Below are 15065 nucleotides of genomic sequence, written 5' to 3' on the forward strand. Positions count from 1 at the left end.
TTATAATTTATTATAGTTTTCTACCAACTTGCTTTTTTAACGCCTGGTATTAACCCTTGGTTTGCCATTTCACGGAATGTTACACGTGATAAACCAAACTGACGCATATATCCTTTTGGACGACCCGTTAATTTACATCTATTATGTAATCTTATTGGCGATGCATTTTTAGGTAATTTTTGCAGAGCTTCATAATCTCCAGCTTCTTTTAAAGCCTTTCTTTTATCAGCATATTTTGCAACAATACGTTCTCTCTTGCGCTCACGCGCTTTCATTGATTCTTTAGCCATAATTTAATTTTTTTGGAATGGTAAACCTAATTCTCCTAATAATGACTTTGCTTCTTTATCAGTATTTGCAGATGTTACAAACGTAATATCCATACCGTTAATTTTTTTAACTTGGTCAATATTAATTTCTGGATATATAATTTGCTCAGTAATACCTAAATTGTAATTACCTCTACCATCAAATCCATTAGCTTTTATTCCGTTAAAGTCTCTTACACGTGGTAAAGAAGCTGTAACTAATCTATCTAAAAACTCATACATTTTATCACCACGTAAAGTAACTTTTGCTCCAATTGGCATACCTTTACGTAATTTAAATGCTGCAACATCTTTTTTAGACATTGTTGAAATAGCTTTTTGACCTGTAATTTTAGTCAACTCTTCTAACGCGTAATCTATTAATTTTTTATCAGCAATTGCAGCACCAACACCTTTAGAAATAACTATTTTTTCTAATTTAGGTACTTGCATTACATTTGTATAACTGAATTCCTCAGTAAGAGTATTCACTACTCTTTCTTTGTATTCTGCTTTTAATCTTGGTACGTAACTCATGATTATTATTATTTTTTAGTTTTTTTAGAGAATCTAGTCTTAGTATCTCCATCAACTTTATAACCTACTCTTACAGCTACACCATCTTCTACTAACATTAAATTAGAGATGTGCAATGATGCTTCTTTTTTTACAATTCCACCTTGAGGACTTTGAGCGCTAGGTTTAGTATGCTTAGAAACTAAATTAACACCTTCCACAAGAACACGATCTTTATCTTTAATGATTTGTAAAACCTTTCCTTCAGATCCTTTATGATCACCTGCGATTACTTTTACAGTATCTCCTGATTTTATTTTAAACTTCTTCATTTTATGATGATTTAAAGCACTTCAGGTGCTAGTGAAACTATTTTCATAAATTGTTTTTCACGAAGTTCACGAGCTACAGGACCAAATACACGTGTTCCTCTCATCTCCTCTGTAGGATTTAATAAAACACAAGCGTTATCGTCAAATCTTATATAAGATCCATCTTTACGTCTAACTTCTTTTTTCGTTCTTACAACAACTGCTCTAGATACTTGACCTTTTTTTACAGTTCCATTTGGAGTTGCAGATTTAACAGATACTACAATTTTGTCTCCAATGCTTGCGTAACGTTTTTTTGTACCTCCTAAAACTCTAATTACTAAAACTTCTTTTGCTCCAGTATTATCTGCGACTTTTAATCTTGATTCTGTCTGTAACATATTATTTAGCTCTTTCTAGGATTTCTACTAATCTCCAACGTTTAGATTTACTCATAGGTCTAGTTTCCATGATCCTTACAGTATCTCCTTCGTTGCAATCATTCTTTTCGTCGTGTGCAACGTACTTTTTCGTTTTTAATACGAACTTACCGTACATTGGGTGCTTTACTCTCTTAGTTTCAGCAACAACAATAGATTTTTCCATTTTGTTACTAGAAACAACACCAATTCTCTCTTTTCTAAGATTTCTTTTTTCCATCTTTAAAATTGACTATAGAATTATTGTAATTCTCTTTTTGTTAATTCTGTTGCAATTCTTGCTACAGTTCTTCTTAAACTTCTCAACTGCAATGGATTTTCCATTGGAGTTATTGCGTGAGACATTTTAAGATCAGTATAATTTTTCTGCAACGCTCCCAACTTTTCATTAAGATCTGTTGTGGATAAATCCTTTATTTCTGATTGTTTCATTCTATTTAGAATTATGCGTTAATATCAAAATCTCTTGCAACTATAAACTTCGTTTTTACTGGAAGTTTTTGTGCAGCTAATCGTAAAGCCTCTTTTGCAACTTCGATTGGTACTCCACCAACCTCGAACAAAATTCTACCTGGTTTGATAACAGATACGAAATGATCTGGAGCTCCTTTACCTTTACCCATACGTACTTCTAAAGGTTTCTTTGTGATAGGCTTGTCTGGAAATATTTTTATCCATAACTGACCTTCTCTCTTCATGTGACGTGTAGCTGCAATACGAGCCGCTTCAATCTGACGTGAAGTTAACAAATTCTGATCGATAGATTTAATACCAAACATTCCATTAGAAAGTTGTGTTCCTCTACCTGATAGGCCAGACATATTTCCTTTACCTTTCTGTACTTTACGGTATTTTACTCTTTTTGGCTGTAACATTTTTAATTTCTAATTTTAAAAATTATTTTCTTCTACGAGGTCCACGCTTAGATCTATCACCACCACCTTTATTGCCACCTTGTTTCTTAGACAAACCAACTAATGGAGATAATTCTCTTTTACCATAAACTTCACCCTTCATAATCCACACTTTAACACCTAATCTTCCATAAGTAGTATGTGCTTCTACTAATGCATAATCAATATCAGCTCTAAAAGTTGAAAGTGGTATTCTTCCTTCTTTGAAATGCTCTGAACGAGCCATCTCTGCTCCATTTAAACGCCCTGAAATCTGTATCTTTATACCTTCAGCGTTCATACGCATAGTAGCCTGAATAGCCATTTTTATTGCTCTTTTGTATGAAATTCTATTTTCAATTTGACGAGCAACACTAGTTGCAACTAATTTTGCATCTAATTCTGGACGTTTAATTTCAAAAATATTGATTTGAACTTCTTTACCAGTAATTTTCTTAAGCTCTTCTTTTAACTTATCAACTTCCTGACCACCTTTACCTATTATGATACCAGGTCTAGCAGTAGTAATTGTAACTGTAACAAGCTTTAAAGTACGTTCAATAATAATTCTAGACACACTTGCTTTTGAAAGTCTTGCATGAATATATTTTCTTATTTTATCATCTTCAGCTAATTTATCTCCGTAGTCATTACCACCATACCAATTAGATTCCCAACCTCTGATGATACCTAAACGATTTCCTATTGGATTTGTTTTCTGTCCCATTTATACTTCGATTAATTACTTAAATTTTTACTACCTAACTCTAAAGTAACATGATTAGAACGCTTGCGAATTCTGTGAGCACGTCCTTGTGGAGCTGGTCTTAATCTTTTTAACATACCTGCACTATCAACACAAATAGACTTTACAAATAAACCTGCATCTTCAATAGATGAGTCTTCATTTTTAGCTTGCCAATTTGCAATTGCAGATAATAATAGTTTTTCTAAATTTATAGATGCTTCTTTAGGACTGAACTTTAAGATTTGCAAAGCTTTTTCAACTTCAACACCTCTTACTTGATCAGCAACTAAACGCATTTTTCTTGGTGATGTAGGGCAGTTTGTCAGCTTTGCGAAAGCACGTTGCTTTCTATCTGCTTTCAACTGATCTGCCATATTTTTTTTACGAACTCCCATTGCCTACTATTTTTTACCTTTATTTTTAGCACCTGCATGTCCTCTAAATGAACGAGTTGGTGAAAATTCGCCTAACTTGTGCCCTACCATGTTTTCAGTAACATAAACTGGCACAAACTGACGTCCATTGTGAACAGCAATTGTTTGACCAACGAAATCTGGAGTAATCATGCTTGCTCTAGACCAAGTTTTAATTACTGTTTTATTTCCAGCTTCTACATTAGCTAAAACTTTTTTCTCTAATTTATAGTGAACGTAAGGTCCTTTTTTTAATGATCTTGCCATAACTTATTATTTCTTTCTACGTTCTATAATATACTTATTACTTGCTTTGGTTTTAGATCTAGTCTTATAACCTTTAGCAGGTATTCCGTTTCTTGATCTTGGATGTCCTCCTGAAGCACGTCCTTCACCACCTCCCATTGGGTGATCTACAGGGTTCATTCTTACAGCGTTAACTCTTGGTCTTCTACCCAACCATCTTCTTCTTCCTGCTTTACCAGAAACTAAAAGTTGATGATCTGAATTGGAAACAACTCCGATTGTTGCTAAACAAGTTAATAAAATTAATCTTGTTTCACCTGAAGGCATCTTTACAGTTGCATATTTACCATCTCTTGCCATTAATTGTGCAAAAGAACCTGCTGAACGAGCCATTACAGCACCTTGACCAGGACGTAACTCAATACAAGATATTGTAGTTCCTAATGGAATTTCACTCAAAGCCATTGTATTCCCAATCTCTGGAGCAATACCACTTCCTGAAACAACAGTTTGACCAACTGTTAAACCATTTTGTGCAATTACATATCTTTTTTCTCCATCAGCATAATTTAATAATGCGATAAAAGCAGTACGATTTGGATCGTACTCGATAGTTTTAACTATTGCAGGAACATCTTTCTTATCTCTTTTAAAATCGATAATACGATATCTTTGTTTATGACCACCCCCTATATTACGAGTTGTCATCCTACCTTGACTGTTTCGACCTCCAGATCTTTTTTTCGGAGCAAGTAAACTTTTCTCCGGCTTATCAGTTGTAATGGCGTCGAATCCATTTACAACTCTAAAACGCTGACCTGGTGTTATTGGTTTTAATTTTCTAACTGACATTTTGTATCTTAAAGATTGTTATAAAAATCAATACTTTCTCCTTCTGCTAACTGCACAATAGCTTTTTTATACCCACTCTTAATACCAGTTACTAAACCTTTTTTAGTAAATTTGGTATTTCTTTGAATTGGGTAATTTAAAGTTTTTACACTAGAAATAGAAACTCCATAAGCTGTTTCAACAGCATTTTTAATTTCTACTTTATTAGCTTTCTTATCAACAACAAACGTATAACGATTGAATAATTCACTATCGTTTGTAGCTTTTTCCGTAATAATAGGTTTAATTAGAATACTCATTTTGAATCCCTATTTGCTTAAATTTGTATTAATTCCCTCTAAAGAACTTTCAGTAATCACAATCTTATTAGCATTTAACACACCATAAGTATTTATTTCTGAAGCTTTCAATACCTTAGAGTTTTTTAAGTTTCTAGATGATAAATACACATTTGCATTTTCACTATCTAAAATAAATAATGACTTCTTAGTATCTATATTTAAAGCTTTTAAAACATCAACAAAGTTTTTTGTCTTTGGCGTTTCAAAATTAAAATCTTCAACGATTACTACGTTCTCATCATTTACCTGAATACTTAAAGCTGATTGACGCGCTAATCTTTTTAAATTTTTATTCAACTTAAAAGAATAACTTCTTGGTCTTGGACCAAACATACGACCACCACCTCTAAAAACTCCAGACTTAATTGAACCTGCTCTTGCAGTACCTGTTCCTTTCTGTTTCTTTATTTTTCTTGTAGAACCTGAAATTTCAGCTCTTTCTTTAGACTTATGCGTTCCTTGACGCTGATTTGCCAAGTATTGCTTAACATCTAAATAAATAGCATGGTTATTAGGCTCTATTCCAAATACATCTTTAGAAAGCTCTACTTTCCTTCCTGTATCTTTTCCTGTAATATCTAAAACTGCTACTTTCATTATTTCTGAATAGTTACAAAAGCGTTTTTGTGACCAGGAACAGCTCCCTTAACAACAAGTAGATTCTTTTCAGCAACTACCTTCAACACTTTTAAGTTTTGTACTTTCACTTTATCTCCACCCATTCTACCTGCCATACGCATTCCTTTGAATACTCGAGCTGGATACGATGCAGCACCAATAGAACCTGGAGCTCTCAAACGGTTATGCTGTCCATGAGTAGCTTGACCTACACCAGCAAATCCATGACGTTTTACAACACCTTGAAAACCTTTACCTTTTGAAACACCAGAAACATCAACAAACTCACCTTCTTTAAAGTGATCTACAGTTACTGTATCTCCTAAATTATAAGTTTCTTTGAATCCTTGAAATTCAAAAACTTTTTTCTTAGCAGTTGTGCCAGCTTTTTTAAAGTGACCATCTAACGCTTTGTTAGAACTTTTTGCTTTTTTGTCATCGAAACCAAGTTGTAAAGCATTGTAGCCATCAACATCCTCAGTTCTGACTTGAGTGACAACGCAAGGACCTGCTTCAATGACAGTACATGGTATATTCTTACCATTCTCATCAAACAAACTGGTCATTCCAATTTTCCTCCCTATTAACCCAGACATTCTGTTAATTTTTTAGACGATTAAATACTATATTCAGCGCGTCTATTAATAATTTATTATTTGAAACAAAGTTTCCTTAAAATCCTTTAAGAATTGAGCAAAAAAAAAGCGCAAAACAAATTCAACGCTGATTTTGTTTTTCCGTTTTTCCTTCGCGAAACGCTCTGGACATGTTCCCATTTATCAGGTAAAACCTAACAAACAGATTCCCAACTGTATTTGGGATTGCAAAAGTATAAAATATTTTCGGTTTAATAAAATTAAACCGAAAATAAATTAAAACTATTTTATTATACCTTTATTTCAACTTCAACTCCACTTGGTAACTCAAGTTTCATTAGCGCATCAATAGTTTTTGAAGAAGAACTATATATGTCTAATAATCTTTTGTATGAAGCTAACTGAAATTGCTCTCTAGATTTTTTGTTTACGTGTGGTGAACGTAAAACAGTAAAAATCTTTTTATGTGTTGGTAAAGGTATTGGTCCATTAACTACAGCACCCGTACTTTTTACCGTCTTTACAATTTTTTCAGCAGATTTGTCCACTAAATTGTAATCGTAAGACTTTAATTTTATTCTAATTTTTTGACTCATCTTGTATTATTTAGTAGATTATCCTTTTGCTTTTGCGATTACATCCTCTGAAATATTTGATGGAGTTTCAGCATAGTGCGAAAATTCCATTGTAGAAGTTGCTCTACCTGAAGACATTGTTCTCAAAGCTGTTACATAACCAAACATTTCTGATAATGGCACTACAGCTTTTACAACTTTAGAACCTGCTCTATCAGACATATCGTTAACTTGACCTCTTCTTCTGTTCAAATCTCCAACAATATCTCCCATGTTTTCTTCAGGAGTTAATACTTCTAACTTCATTAATGGTTCCATAATTTTTGCTTTTGCAGACTTTGCAGAAGCTTTATATCCCATTTTTGCAGCTAATTCAAAAGATAATGCATCAGAATCCACAGCGTGGAAAGATCCATCTCTTAAAGTAACTTTCATTGAATCCATTTCGTAGCCTGCTAAAGGTCCGTTTTTCATAGCTTCTCTGAATCCTTTCTCTACAGAAGGTACAAATTCTCTAGGAACGTTACCTCCTTTAATAACAGAATCAAATTGTAAACCTTGAACACCTTCGTCAGCTGGACCAATTGTAAACACAATATCAGCAAATTTACCACGACCACCTGATTGTTTCTTATAAATTTCTCTATGTTCTGCTTCTGCAGTAATAGCTTCTTTATATTCCACCTGTGGTTGCCCTTGGTTAACTTCTACTTTGAATTCACGTTTTAATCGATCTACAAGTACATCTAAATGCAATTCACCCATTCCAGAAATAATAGTCTGTCCTGAAGCTTCATCTGAACGTACTGTAAACGTAGGGTCTTCTTCTGCTAATTTAGCAAGTCCAACACCTAATTTATCTACATCTGCTTTTGTTTTAGGCTCAATAGCAATACCAATTACAGGATCTGGAAAATCCATAGACTCTAAAACAATAGGATGCTTCTCATCTGTTAACGTATCACCAGTTTTAATAGATTTAAAACCTACTGCTGCTCCAATATCTCCAGCTTCGATAAAATCGATAGCATTTTGCTTGTTAGCATGCATTTGATAAATACGAGAGATTCTCTCTTTTTTACCAGAACGATTATTTAACACATAAGATCCAGCATCTAATCTACCTGAATACGCTCTAAAGAAAGCTAAACGACCAACAAAAGGGTCAGTAGCAATTTTAAATGCTAAAGCAGCAAAAGGCTCTTTAACACTTGGCTTACGTAATTCTTTTTCTTCTGTATCTGGATTTATACCTATAATTCCTTCCTTATCCATTGGAGAAGGTAAGTAACGACATACAGCATCTAAAAGAAACTGAACACCTTTATTTTTGAATGAAGAACCACAAATCATTGGAATGATAGCCATATCCATTACAGCAGCTCTTAATGCATTATGCACCTCTTCTTCTGTAATAGAATCTTCATCTTCCATGAATTTTTCTAATAAGTTCTCATCATAACTAGCTACTTCTTCGATTAATAAAGCACGGTATTTACGTACTTCATCTTTCATATCTTCTGGAATAGCAACAACATCGAATGTAGCTCCGAAGTTATCATCATGCCATACAATAGCTCTGTTTTTTACTAAATCCACAATACCCTTAAACTCATCCTCATCACCAATATTTAAAACAATTGGCACTGCGTTAGACTTTAACATATCTTTAACCTGCTGACAAACTTTTAAAAAGTCCGATCCTTGACGATCCATTTTATTAACGAATCCAATTCTTGGAACTTTATAATTGTCTGCTAATCTCCAGTTTGTTTCAGATTGAGGTTCAACACCATCAACTGCCGAAAACAAAAACACCAAACCATCTAATACACGTAAAGATCTATTTACTTCTACAGTAAAATCTACGTGACCAGGAGTATCGATGATGTTAAAATGATAATCTTTTGCTTCTGGAGTTGGTTCTGCATTTTCTTTTGGAAAAACCCAAGTACAAGTTGTTGCAGCAGAAGTAATTGTAATACCTCTTTCCTGCTCTTGTTCCATCCAGTCCATTGTAGCTGCACCATCATGAACCTCACCAATCTTGTGAGAAACACCTGTGTAGAACAAAATACGTTCTGTTGTTGTGGTTTTACCAGCATCAATATGCGCTGCAATTCCAATATTTCTTGTATATTTTAAATCTCTAGCCATTTCTTAAAATCTAAAGTGAGAGAATGCTTTATTAGCTTCTGCCATTTTGTGAGTATCTGTACGTTTTTTAACAGCTGCACCTTCTTCTTTAGCCGCAGCTAAAATTTCAGCAGCTAAACGTTGCGCCATCGTTTTTTCGTTTCTCTTACGAGTATACAAAATCATCCATTTAATAGCCATAGATACTTTACGATCTGGCCTAATTTGCATTGGTATTTGGAATGTTGCTCCACCAACACGTCTAGAACGAACCTCTACATGTGGCATTACATTTGACAAACCGTCTTTCCAAATTTCTAAAGCCGATTTTTCTTCGCCTTCTCCTTTTCTTTCTTCGACTAACTCCAAAGCGTCATAAAACACTTTAAATGCTACTGACTTCTTACCACTCCACATTAAGTTATTAACAAAACGTGTTACTAACTGATCATTAAACTTTGGATCTGGCAATAAGACTCTTTTTTTTGCTGCTCTTTTTCTCATGTCTTTACATTAAAAAAGTTACTAAATTACTTTTTTGGGCGTTTCGCACCATACTTAGACCTACGTTGAGTTCTACCCTCAACACCTGCTGTATCTAATGCTCCACGTACCACGTGATATTTAACACCTGGTAAATCTTTTACCCTTCCACCTCTAACTAATACTATCGAGTGCTCCTGTAAGTTATGTCCTTCACCTGGAATGTATGCGTTTATCTCATTACCATTTGTCAATCTAACTCTGGCTACTTTACGCATTGCAGAATTAGGTTTTTTTGGTGTTGTAGTATAAACACGAGTACATACCCCACGTCTTTGAGGACAAGACGACAAAGCAGCCGATTTACTCTTCTTAGTTATTTTGGTTCTTCCTTTACGAACTAATTGTTGAATAGTTGGCATACTAAATTGTTGCTGTTTTTCGTTTATAATTAAACCTTGCTCTTTTTTAAGAGTTTGCAAATGTACAATTAAATTCTAATTATTCAAATATCAACGAGTTATTTTTTTAAATGATTTTTTAAAACCATAATTTTATGAATTTCTTTTACATTTGATCATTATATATAAATGTCTTGAAACAAAAAATATTTTTTAAACTACTTTTAGTCCTATCATTATGTATATCTAAATGTTTATACACACAAAATATAAATTTAAAGGTTTCTAGCGTAACCAAAAATGACTCAACAGTTATAAGTAAATTCAATTATCAAAAAAAACATAAGGATTCCATATCTGTTTTTTTGGAAATTAAAAGAGTTTCTAATAATTTGAAAAACATTGGTTTTTTCACAAACACGATTGACTCTATCATAAAAAAGGAAAACAACTACATTGCTTATTTTTCATTGAACGAAAAGATTACTCAAAGTGTAATTTATATAGAACTGAATGATCAATATCTTTTTTATAATTTTAAAATAATCAATAATTCAATTGCTATCAATCCAGAAAAAGTTCAAGCCTTATTATTAAATACTTCAAAAAAATTAGATCGAGAAGGAAAATCATTTTCTAAAATTCAATTGAAAAAAATCGTAATTAAAGATAAAAAATTATTTGCAAATTTATCGATTGAAACATCACCAAAAAGAATTATTAATAAAGTTACTATAAAAGGGTATGATGATTTCCCTAAATCGTTTTTAAAAAATCATTTTAAAATTAACACGAGTACTATTTTTAATGAAGAAAAAATAAAAAGTATTTCTGAAAAGTCTAAAAATTTGCAATTTGTTTCAGAAATAAAACCACCAGAAGTTTTATTTACAAAAGATTCCACATTTTTATATGTGTATTTAAAAAAAAGAAATAATAGTAGTTTTGACGGACTCATAAATTTTGCGACAAATGAAAATGGAAATTTATTATTAAATGGCAACATAAACTTAGAACTAAGTAATATTTTAAATTCCGGAGAAAAAATCATGTTATTTTGGAACAGGATTGGGAATGAACGACAAGAGTTTGAAATAGCACTTAAAAAACCTTACATATTTAATTCTAAAATTACACCTGAATTATCATTTTCAATATATAAACAAGATTCTACTTTTTTGAGCACAAAATTCGAATCAAAACTATTTTACAGCTTAAATCAAAAAATTAATCTTGCCTTAACCTATAACGTTGAAAACTCCGAAAATTTAGCAGAGAACATTAACAATATTGATACTTTTAATAATTATTTTCTGGGCCTTCAATTTGATTATAGGATTCCAAAAAATGATTTTTCTTTTAGCGATAAAATCTCAATAAAAATAAACCCTACAATTGGAGAAAGAACTAGCCAACTAAAAAATAGTAATCAATTTAAAATAAAAACTAGTATTTCTTATATATGGGATTTAGATTTTAGAAATAGCATTTTTATTAGAAATGAAAATGGTTATTTGAATTCAGAAACTTATTTAAATAATGAACTTTTTAGAATAGGAGGCCCAAATTCAATAAGAGGTTTTAATGAGCAGAGCATTTTTGTGAATCAATATGCTTTTTTAAATTTAGAATACAGATTTTTAACATCAGAAAAATCATATGTATATACTGTAACAGATTTGGCAAAGATAAACTCCGTAAATCAAAATGAAAATTTAATTGCCTTAGGACTGGGGTTCTTATTTGGAAGCAACAACTCTCTAATTAACATCAATACTATTGTAGGTAAGAAAGAAAATGAAAATTTTGATTTTAACAATGTAAAGCTATTTGTAAATTGGAAAACATTTTTTTAGCTAATTTTAAAAAATGGAACAACACCGTGTTAAAATAATAAATCATAAAAAATGTAATTACATTAAGAAATACTTTAAAAATTCACAAAAAAAATAAACATCAGTTAATAGAAGGTAAAATTTAGTTCCTTTTTACAAAAAGATGAAAGTAAATCTGAATCTTTCCCCTTATTCATATAACAATGTTCCAAACAATTAAAATATTTTAAATAATTAGTGTTAAAAAATTGTTTTTTTAAGTTTTATTTAAGACTTTTGGCACTAATTAATTCAAATAATTATACAATGAAGACAAAGTTTAATGGAATTTTAACGCTATTACTGGCGTTTGTCGTGCAAATATCCTTTGCGCAAGAAAAAACTGTTTCTGGTAGTGTAACTGATGAGTCTGGTACTTTACCAGGTGTAAGTGTCCTTGTAAAAGGGACTACGAAAGGAACTGAAACGGATTTTGATGGTAAGTATTCAATCAAAACAAAAACTGGTGATATCTTAGTTTATAGATATCTTGGTTACAAAGTAGTAGAAAAAACTGTGGGAGCATCAAATGTTATTGATGTAAAATTAGTTGAGGATTCTAATCAACTTGAAGAAATTATTGTAACTGGATATAGTACAATATCTAAAGCAAAAGTTTCTACAGCTTCTACGCAGGTTAGTGCTGCAACCATTGAAAACAGACCAAGTGGAAACTTAGTAAATACTCTTGCAGGTCAAGTACCTGGTTTGGATATTTCTATAAGTTCTGGTCAGCCAGGAGCAAATGCTTTGGTACAATTAAGAGGGGTTAACTCTATTAATGGTAATACTGAGCCTCTATTTATCTTAGATGGTACTCCAGTAGATGAGGATAACTTTAGAAGTTTAAATCAAAACGAAATTGCATCGATCACTGTTCTTAAAGATGCAGGAGCAACTGCTATTTACGGAAGTAGAGGAGCAAACGGAGTTATTGTAATCAAAACTAAACAAGGTAGAAAAAATACTCCTTTAGTAGTAAATGTTAACAGTATCTATAGTTTTTCAGAATTCCCAAATGATCGTTATAACTTAATGAATTCGCAACAATATGCGACATTAGAAAGACAAAGAGGAATTGGATTAGGTGCAGGTAATGCTGTAGGAATATCATATCCTTCTAATGGAGGTCCTTTAACTGACGAGCAAATTGCTGCTTTACCAAATGGTGATTGGGCTGGTGAGTTTTTAAGAACTGGAGCTACTGCAAACCATACAGTAACGTTAACAAGTGGTGGTGAAAATTCTAATCAATTTACTTCTTTAGGATATTTTGAACAAGAAGGGATTTTAGCTGTGAGTGATTTAAAGAGATTTAACTTAAGAAACAACATTAACGGTGGTTCTGATAAGTTTAAATATGGAACATCTGTTTCTCTTAACTATTCAACTAACAATACACCAACAAGTGTAGGTACATCTGGTATTAATCAGAATCCATTTTTTGGAGCAAACTCTGCATTACCGTATTTACTTCCTGAAGAATCACCAACAACACAAGAATTGGTTGACAATTTGATTTTTGGTTATAGCCCATATTTTATTCAGGATAAATTATTTAAGGATGTATCTTTAGTAGAAGAACTAAAAATAGTTGCTTCAGTAAACGCAAGTTTAAATATTACAGACAATTTAGTTGCTTCTGTAGTTAGTGGTGTAGATTATCAAAGTACTTCTTTTATAGGCACTAGAAACCCAGAAGGTTTTAACGCTCAGTACTTTAATCCAAACAACCCTGGTTTTTCAAGTCAAAACTCAAGAAGAAGAGCTGCTTTTAATACAACTGCTTCTTTAAACTATACATATGAAACAGGGAAACACACTTTAAATGCTGGTTTATATTCTGAATATTTCAAAGCTTTTTTAAGAGACTTTGGTTTTACATCTAATGGTTTAAACCCAAAAACTTTCTTCCCAGGTGATGGTGCAGGATTTATTGGTGACAATGCAAATGATGATTTATTTGTAGATACTGTTTTTGCGAACAGAATTGATGCTGGATTATTATCTTATTTCGGTACTCTTGATTATGATTATGATTCTACATTTGGTTTAAGTGCTACTTTTAGACGTGATGCTTCTTATAGATTCTCTACTACGAATAGATGGGGTAATTTCTTCTCTGTTTCAGGTAGAATTAATTTAGATCAGTTAGATTTCATGGAAAACACTGCATTTAATTCACTTAAATTAAGAGGTTCTTATGGAACAACTGGTAACCAAAGAATTGCTGGAGGAAATTATTATTCAGCACCAGATTTAGCATTTGACTTTTTTGGAACTGGAGTTGGTTATAATGGAGAACAAACAATTGGTTTAAGCCAGTTAGGAAACGATACTCTTAAATGGGAAACTGTAGCCCAAGGAAATATTGGTATCGATTTTGGTGTTTGGAACAGTAGATTAAGAGGTTCTCTTGATTACTATAGAAAAAAGACATCTGATCTTTTCCAAAGTTTACCAGTATCAGCTATTACAAGTGTAACGTCAATTAGTGCAAACGTAGGTAGTTTATACAACAACGGTTTTGATTTTGAACTTTCTTATGATTTAGTAAGAAATAATGATTTAACGATTACTGTAAATACTGTTGGAAACTTTAACGAAAACTATTTAGATGACTTACCAGCAGAAGTTGATGAAGTAACTGGTGAAGTACAAATTTTAGGAATTGGTAGAAACGGAGGTCCTATTTTTGAAAGATTTGATGTTCGTTATGCTGGTGTAAACCCTGCAAACGGAAACGAATTATTTCTTGACAGAAATGGAAACTTAACAGAAAATCCTAACCCAGATACTGATAGAGTTTGGTCTGGATTAAACACAACTCCAGAAGCTCAAGGTAGTTTTGGTTTAAATGTAGATTACAAAGGTTTTTTCCTTCAAACACAATTCAATTATGTTCTTGGAGTTGATCAATTAGACTTTGATTATGCTAACTTTATGGATCCAGGAGCTATCACGCAATTTAATTTATCAGCAGATATGTTAAGAGCATGGACACCTACAAACAGAGTTACAGATGTACCATCAATTCAACCAGGAGGTAACGTTGGAGTTTTTAATTCAAATAGATTTTTAGCAGATAAAGACCATGTTAGATTAAGATTTGCTACTATTGGTTATTCATTCCAAAAAGATGTTCTTCAGAGAATTGGATTTAAGACTTTAAGAATTTTTGCAAACGGAGAAAATTTAGTAACTTTTACTAAGTTTAGAGGTTTTGATGCTGCATCTAGATTAACAGGAAGAGAATATCCAACGCCAGTAACATATTCATTAGGAGTAGAAATAGGATTATAAAATATAAAAAC

The 15065-nt window shown here is 32.2% G+C and carries 20 protein-coding genes; 2 read left to right on the plus strand and 18 right to left on the minus strand.

Translation table 11 applies throughout. The annotated features are described in order from the left end of the window. Window positions 1-20 precede the first annotated feature (20 nt). The 18 genes from rpsN to rpsL form a co-directional block, all read right to left on the minus strand. Entirely contained in the window at window positions 21-290 is a 270-nt protein-coding gene (rpsN, locus tag P161_RS0101050) for a 30S ribosomal protein S14 (protein ID WP_026775248.1), read from the minus strand. Between the two features lie 3 nt (window positions 291-293). Then, window positions 294-845 (minus strand): 50S ribosomal protein L5, encoded by a 552-nt coding sequence (rplE, locus tag P161_RS0101055; RefSeq protein ID WP_026775249.1) that lies wholly within the window; start codon window positions 843-845, stop codon window positions 294-296. An 8-nt stretch (window positions 846-853) separates the two neighbouring features. Next, on the minus strand, window positions 854-1156 hold the full coding sequence (rplX, locus tag P161_RS0101060; protein WP_026775250.1) for a 50S ribosomal protein L24: 303 nt from the start codon (window positions 1154-1156) through the stop codon (window positions 854-856). Between the two features lie 11 nt (window positions 1157-1167). Then, window positions 1168-1536, minus strand: a complete 369-nt coding sequence (rplN, locus tag P161_RS0101065) for a 50S ribosomal protein L14 (protein WP_015482230.1) — start codon at window positions 1534-1536, stop codon at window positions 1168-1170. A 1-nt stretch (window position 1537) separates the two neighbouring features. Further along, the gene (rpsQ, locus tag P161_RS0101070; protein WP_018943599.1) at window positions 1538-1795 is read right to left on the minus strand and encodes a 30S ribosomal protein S17; all 258 of its coding nucleotides are present in this window, start codon (window positions 1793-1795) and stop codon (window positions 1538-1540) included. Window positions 1796-1815: 20 nt separating this feature from the next. Then, window positions 1816-2007, minus strand: coding sequence for a 50S ribosomal protein L29 (gene rpmC, locus P161_RS0101075; RefSeq protein WP_026775251.1), 192 nt, complete (start codon window positions 2005-2007; stop codon window positions 1816-1818). A gap of 11 nt (window positions 2008-2018) precedes the next feature. Further along, window positions 2019-2450 carry a 50S ribosomal protein L16 gene (gene rplP / locus P161_RS0101080; protein ID WP_026775252.1) on the minus strand — a complete coding sequence of 144 codons (432 nt, stop codon included), beginning with the start codon at window positions 2448-2450 and terminating at the stop codon, window positions 2019-2021. A 22-nt stretch (window positions 2451-2472) separates the two neighbouring features. Further along, window positions 2473-3195 carry a 30S ribosomal protein S3 gene (gene rpsC, locus P161_RS0101085; RefSeq protein WP_026775253.1) on the minus strand — a complete coding sequence of 241 codons (723 nt, stop codon included), beginning with the start codon at window positions 3193-3195 and terminating at the stop codon, window positions 2473-2475. An 11-nt stretch (window positions 3196-3206) separates the two neighbouring features. Beyond that, window positions 3207-3611, minus strand: a complete 405-nt coding sequence (gene rplV / locus P161_RS0101090; RefSeq protein ID WP_015482225.1) for a 50S ribosomal protein L22 — start codon at window positions 3609-3611, stop codon at window positions 3207-3209. A gap of 6 nt (window positions 3612-3617) precedes the next feature. After that, window positions 3618-3896 carry a 30S ribosomal protein S19 gene (rpsS, locus tag P161_RS0101095; RefSeq protein ID WP_015482224.1) on the minus strand — a complete coding sequence of 93 codons (279 nt, stop codon included), beginning with the start codon at window positions 3894-3896 and terminating at the stop codon, window positions 3618-3620. Between the two features lie 6 nt (window positions 3897-3902). Beyond that, on the minus strand, window positions 3903-4727 hold the full coding sequence (rplB, locus tag P161_RS0101100) for a 50S ribosomal protein L2 (protein ID WP_026775254.1): 825 nt from the start codon (window positions 4725-4727) through the stop codon (window positions 3903-3905). An 8-nt stretch (window positions 4728-4735) separates the two neighbouring features. Beyond that, window positions 4736-5026, minus strand: a complete 291-nt coding sequence (rplW, locus tag P161_RS0101105) for a 50S ribosomal protein L23 (RefSeq protein WP_026775255.1) — start codon at window positions 5024-5026, stop codon at window positions 4736-4738. A 9-nt stretch (window positions 5027-5035) separates the two neighbouring features. Then, window positions 5036-5665 (minus strand): 50S ribosomal protein L4, encoded by a 630-nt coding sequence (gene rplD / locus P161_RS0101110; RefSeq protein ID WP_026775256.1) that lies wholly within the window; start codon window positions 5663-5665, stop codon window positions 5036-5038. Further along, a complete protein-coding gene (gene rplC / locus P161_RS0101115) occupies window positions 5665-6282 on the minus strand; it encodes a 50S ribosomal protein L3 (protein ID WP_026775257.1) in 618 nt (205 codons plus the stop codon). The genes rplD and rplC overlap by 1 nt, the downstream gene beginning before the upstream one ends. Before the next feature lie 290 nt (window positions 6283-6572). Next, window positions 6573-6878 carry a 30S ribosomal protein S10 gene (gene rpsJ / locus P161_RS0101120; RefSeq protein WP_004568745.1) on the minus strand — a complete coding sequence of 102 codons (306 nt, stop codon included), beginning with the start codon at window positions 6876-6878 and terminating at the stop codon, window positions 6573-6575. An 18-nt stretch (window positions 6879-6896) separates the two neighbouring features. Continuing rightward, a complete protein-coding gene (gene fusA, locus P161_RS0101125; protein WP_026775258.1) occupies window positions 6897-9014 on the minus strand; it encodes an elongation factor G in 2118 nt (705 codons plus the stop codon). Window positions 9015-9017: 3 nt separating this feature from the next. Further along, on the minus strand, window positions 9018-9497 hold the full coding sequence (gene rpsG, locus P161_RS0101130; RefSeq protein WP_026775259.1) for a 30S ribosomal protein S7: 480 nt from the start codon (window positions 9495-9497) through the stop codon (window positions 9018-9020). Window positions 9498-9523: 26 nt separating this feature from the next. Further along, entirely contained in the window at window positions 9524-9898 is a 375-nt protein-coding gene (rpsL, locus tag P161_RS0101135; RefSeq protein WP_018943587.1) for a 30S ribosomal protein S12, read from the minus strand. Between the two features lie 371 nt (window positions 9899-10269). On the opposite strand from rpsL, the gene P161_RS0101140 reads away from it, so the two are divergent. Then, entirely contained in the window at window positions 10270-11733 is a 1464-nt protein-coding gene (locus tag P161_RS0101140; protein ID WP_026775260.1) for a hypothetical protein, read from the plus strand. 285 nt (window positions 11734-12018) lie between these two features. After that, on the plus strand, window positions 12019-15054 hold the full coding sequence (locus tag P161_RS0101145) for a SusC/RagA family TonB-linked outer membrane protein (protein WP_026775261.1): 3036 nt from the start codon (window positions 12019-12021) through the stop codon (window positions 15052-15054). Window positions 15055-15065 lie beyond the last annotated feature (11 nt).

It is taken from the genome of Polaribacter sp. Hel_I_88 (assembly GCF_000687935.1).
Lineage (GTDB): Bacteria > Bacteroidota > Bacteroidia > Flavobacteriales > Flavobacteriaceae > Polaribacter.

Coding starts and splice junctions, on each gene's coding strand:
- rpsN (WP_026775248.1), bottom strand. CDS start 290: ATGGCTAAAGAATCAATGAAAGCGCGTGAGCGCAAGAGAGAACGTATT.
- rplE (WP_026775249.1), bottom strand. CDS start 845: ATGAGTTACGTACCAAGATTAAAAGCAGAATACAAAGAAAGAGTAGTG.
- rplX (WP_026775250.1), bottom strand. CDS start 1,156: ATGAAGAAGTTTAAAATAAAATCAGGAGATACTGTAAAAGTAATCGCA.
- rplN (WP_015482230.1), bottom strand. CDS start 1,536: ATGTTACAGACAGAATCAAGATTAAAAGTCGCAGATAATACTGGAGCA.
- rpsQ (WP_018943599.1), bottom strand. CDS start 1,795: ATGGAAAAAAGAAATCTTAGAAAAGAGAGAATTGGTGTTGTTTCTAGT.
- rpmC (WP_026775251.1), bottom strand. CDS start 2,007: ATGAAACAATCAGAAATAAAGGATTTATCCACAACAGATCTTAATGAA.
- rplP (WP_026775252.1), bottom strand. CDS start 2,450: ATGTTACAGCCAAAAAGAGTAAAATACCGTAAAGTACAGAAAGGTAAA.
- rpsC (WP_026775253.1), bottom strand. CDS start 3,195: ATGGGACAGAAAACAAATCCAATAGGAAATCGTTTAGGTATCATCAGA.
- rplV (WP_015482225.1), bottom strand. CDS start 3,611: ATGGGAGTTCGTAAAAAAAATATGGCAGATCAGTTGAAAGCAGATAGA.
- rpsS (WP_015482224.1), bottom strand. CDS start 3,896: ATGGCAAGATCATTAAAAAAAGGACCTTACGTTCACTATAAATTAGAG.
- rplB (WP_026775254.1), bottom strand. CDS start 4,727: ATGTCAGTTAGAAAATTAAAACCAATAACACCAGGTCAGCGTTTTAGA.
- rplW (WP_026775255.1), bottom strand. CDS start 5,026: ATGAGTATTCTAATTAAACCTATTATTACGGAAAAAGCTACAAACGAT.
- rplD (WP_026775256.1), bottom strand. CDS start 5,665: ATGAAAGTAGCAGTTTTAGATATTACAGGAAAAGATACAGGAAGGAAA.
- rplC (WP_026775257.1), bottom strand. CDS start 6,282: ATGTCTGGGTTAATAGGGAGGAAAATTGGAATGACCAGTTTGTTTGAT.
- rpsJ (WP_004568745.1), bottom strand. CDS start 6,878: ATGAGTCAAAAAATTAGAATAAAATTAAAGTCTTACGATTACAATTTA.
- fusA (WP_026775258.1), bottom strand. CDS start 9,014: ATGGCTAGAGATTTAAAATATACAAGAAATATTGGAATTGCAGCGCAT.
- rpsG (WP_026775259.1), bottom strand. CDS start 9,497: ATGAGAAAAAGAGCAGCAAAAAAAAGAGTCTTATTGCCAGATCCAAAG.
- rpsL (WP_018943587.1), bottom strand. CDS start 9,898: ATGCCAACTATTCAACAATTAGTTCGTAAAGGAAGAACCAAAATAACT.
- P161_RS0101145 (WP_026775261.1), top strand. CDS start 12,019: ATGAAGACAAAGTTTAATGGAATTTTAACGCTATTACTGGCGTTTGTC.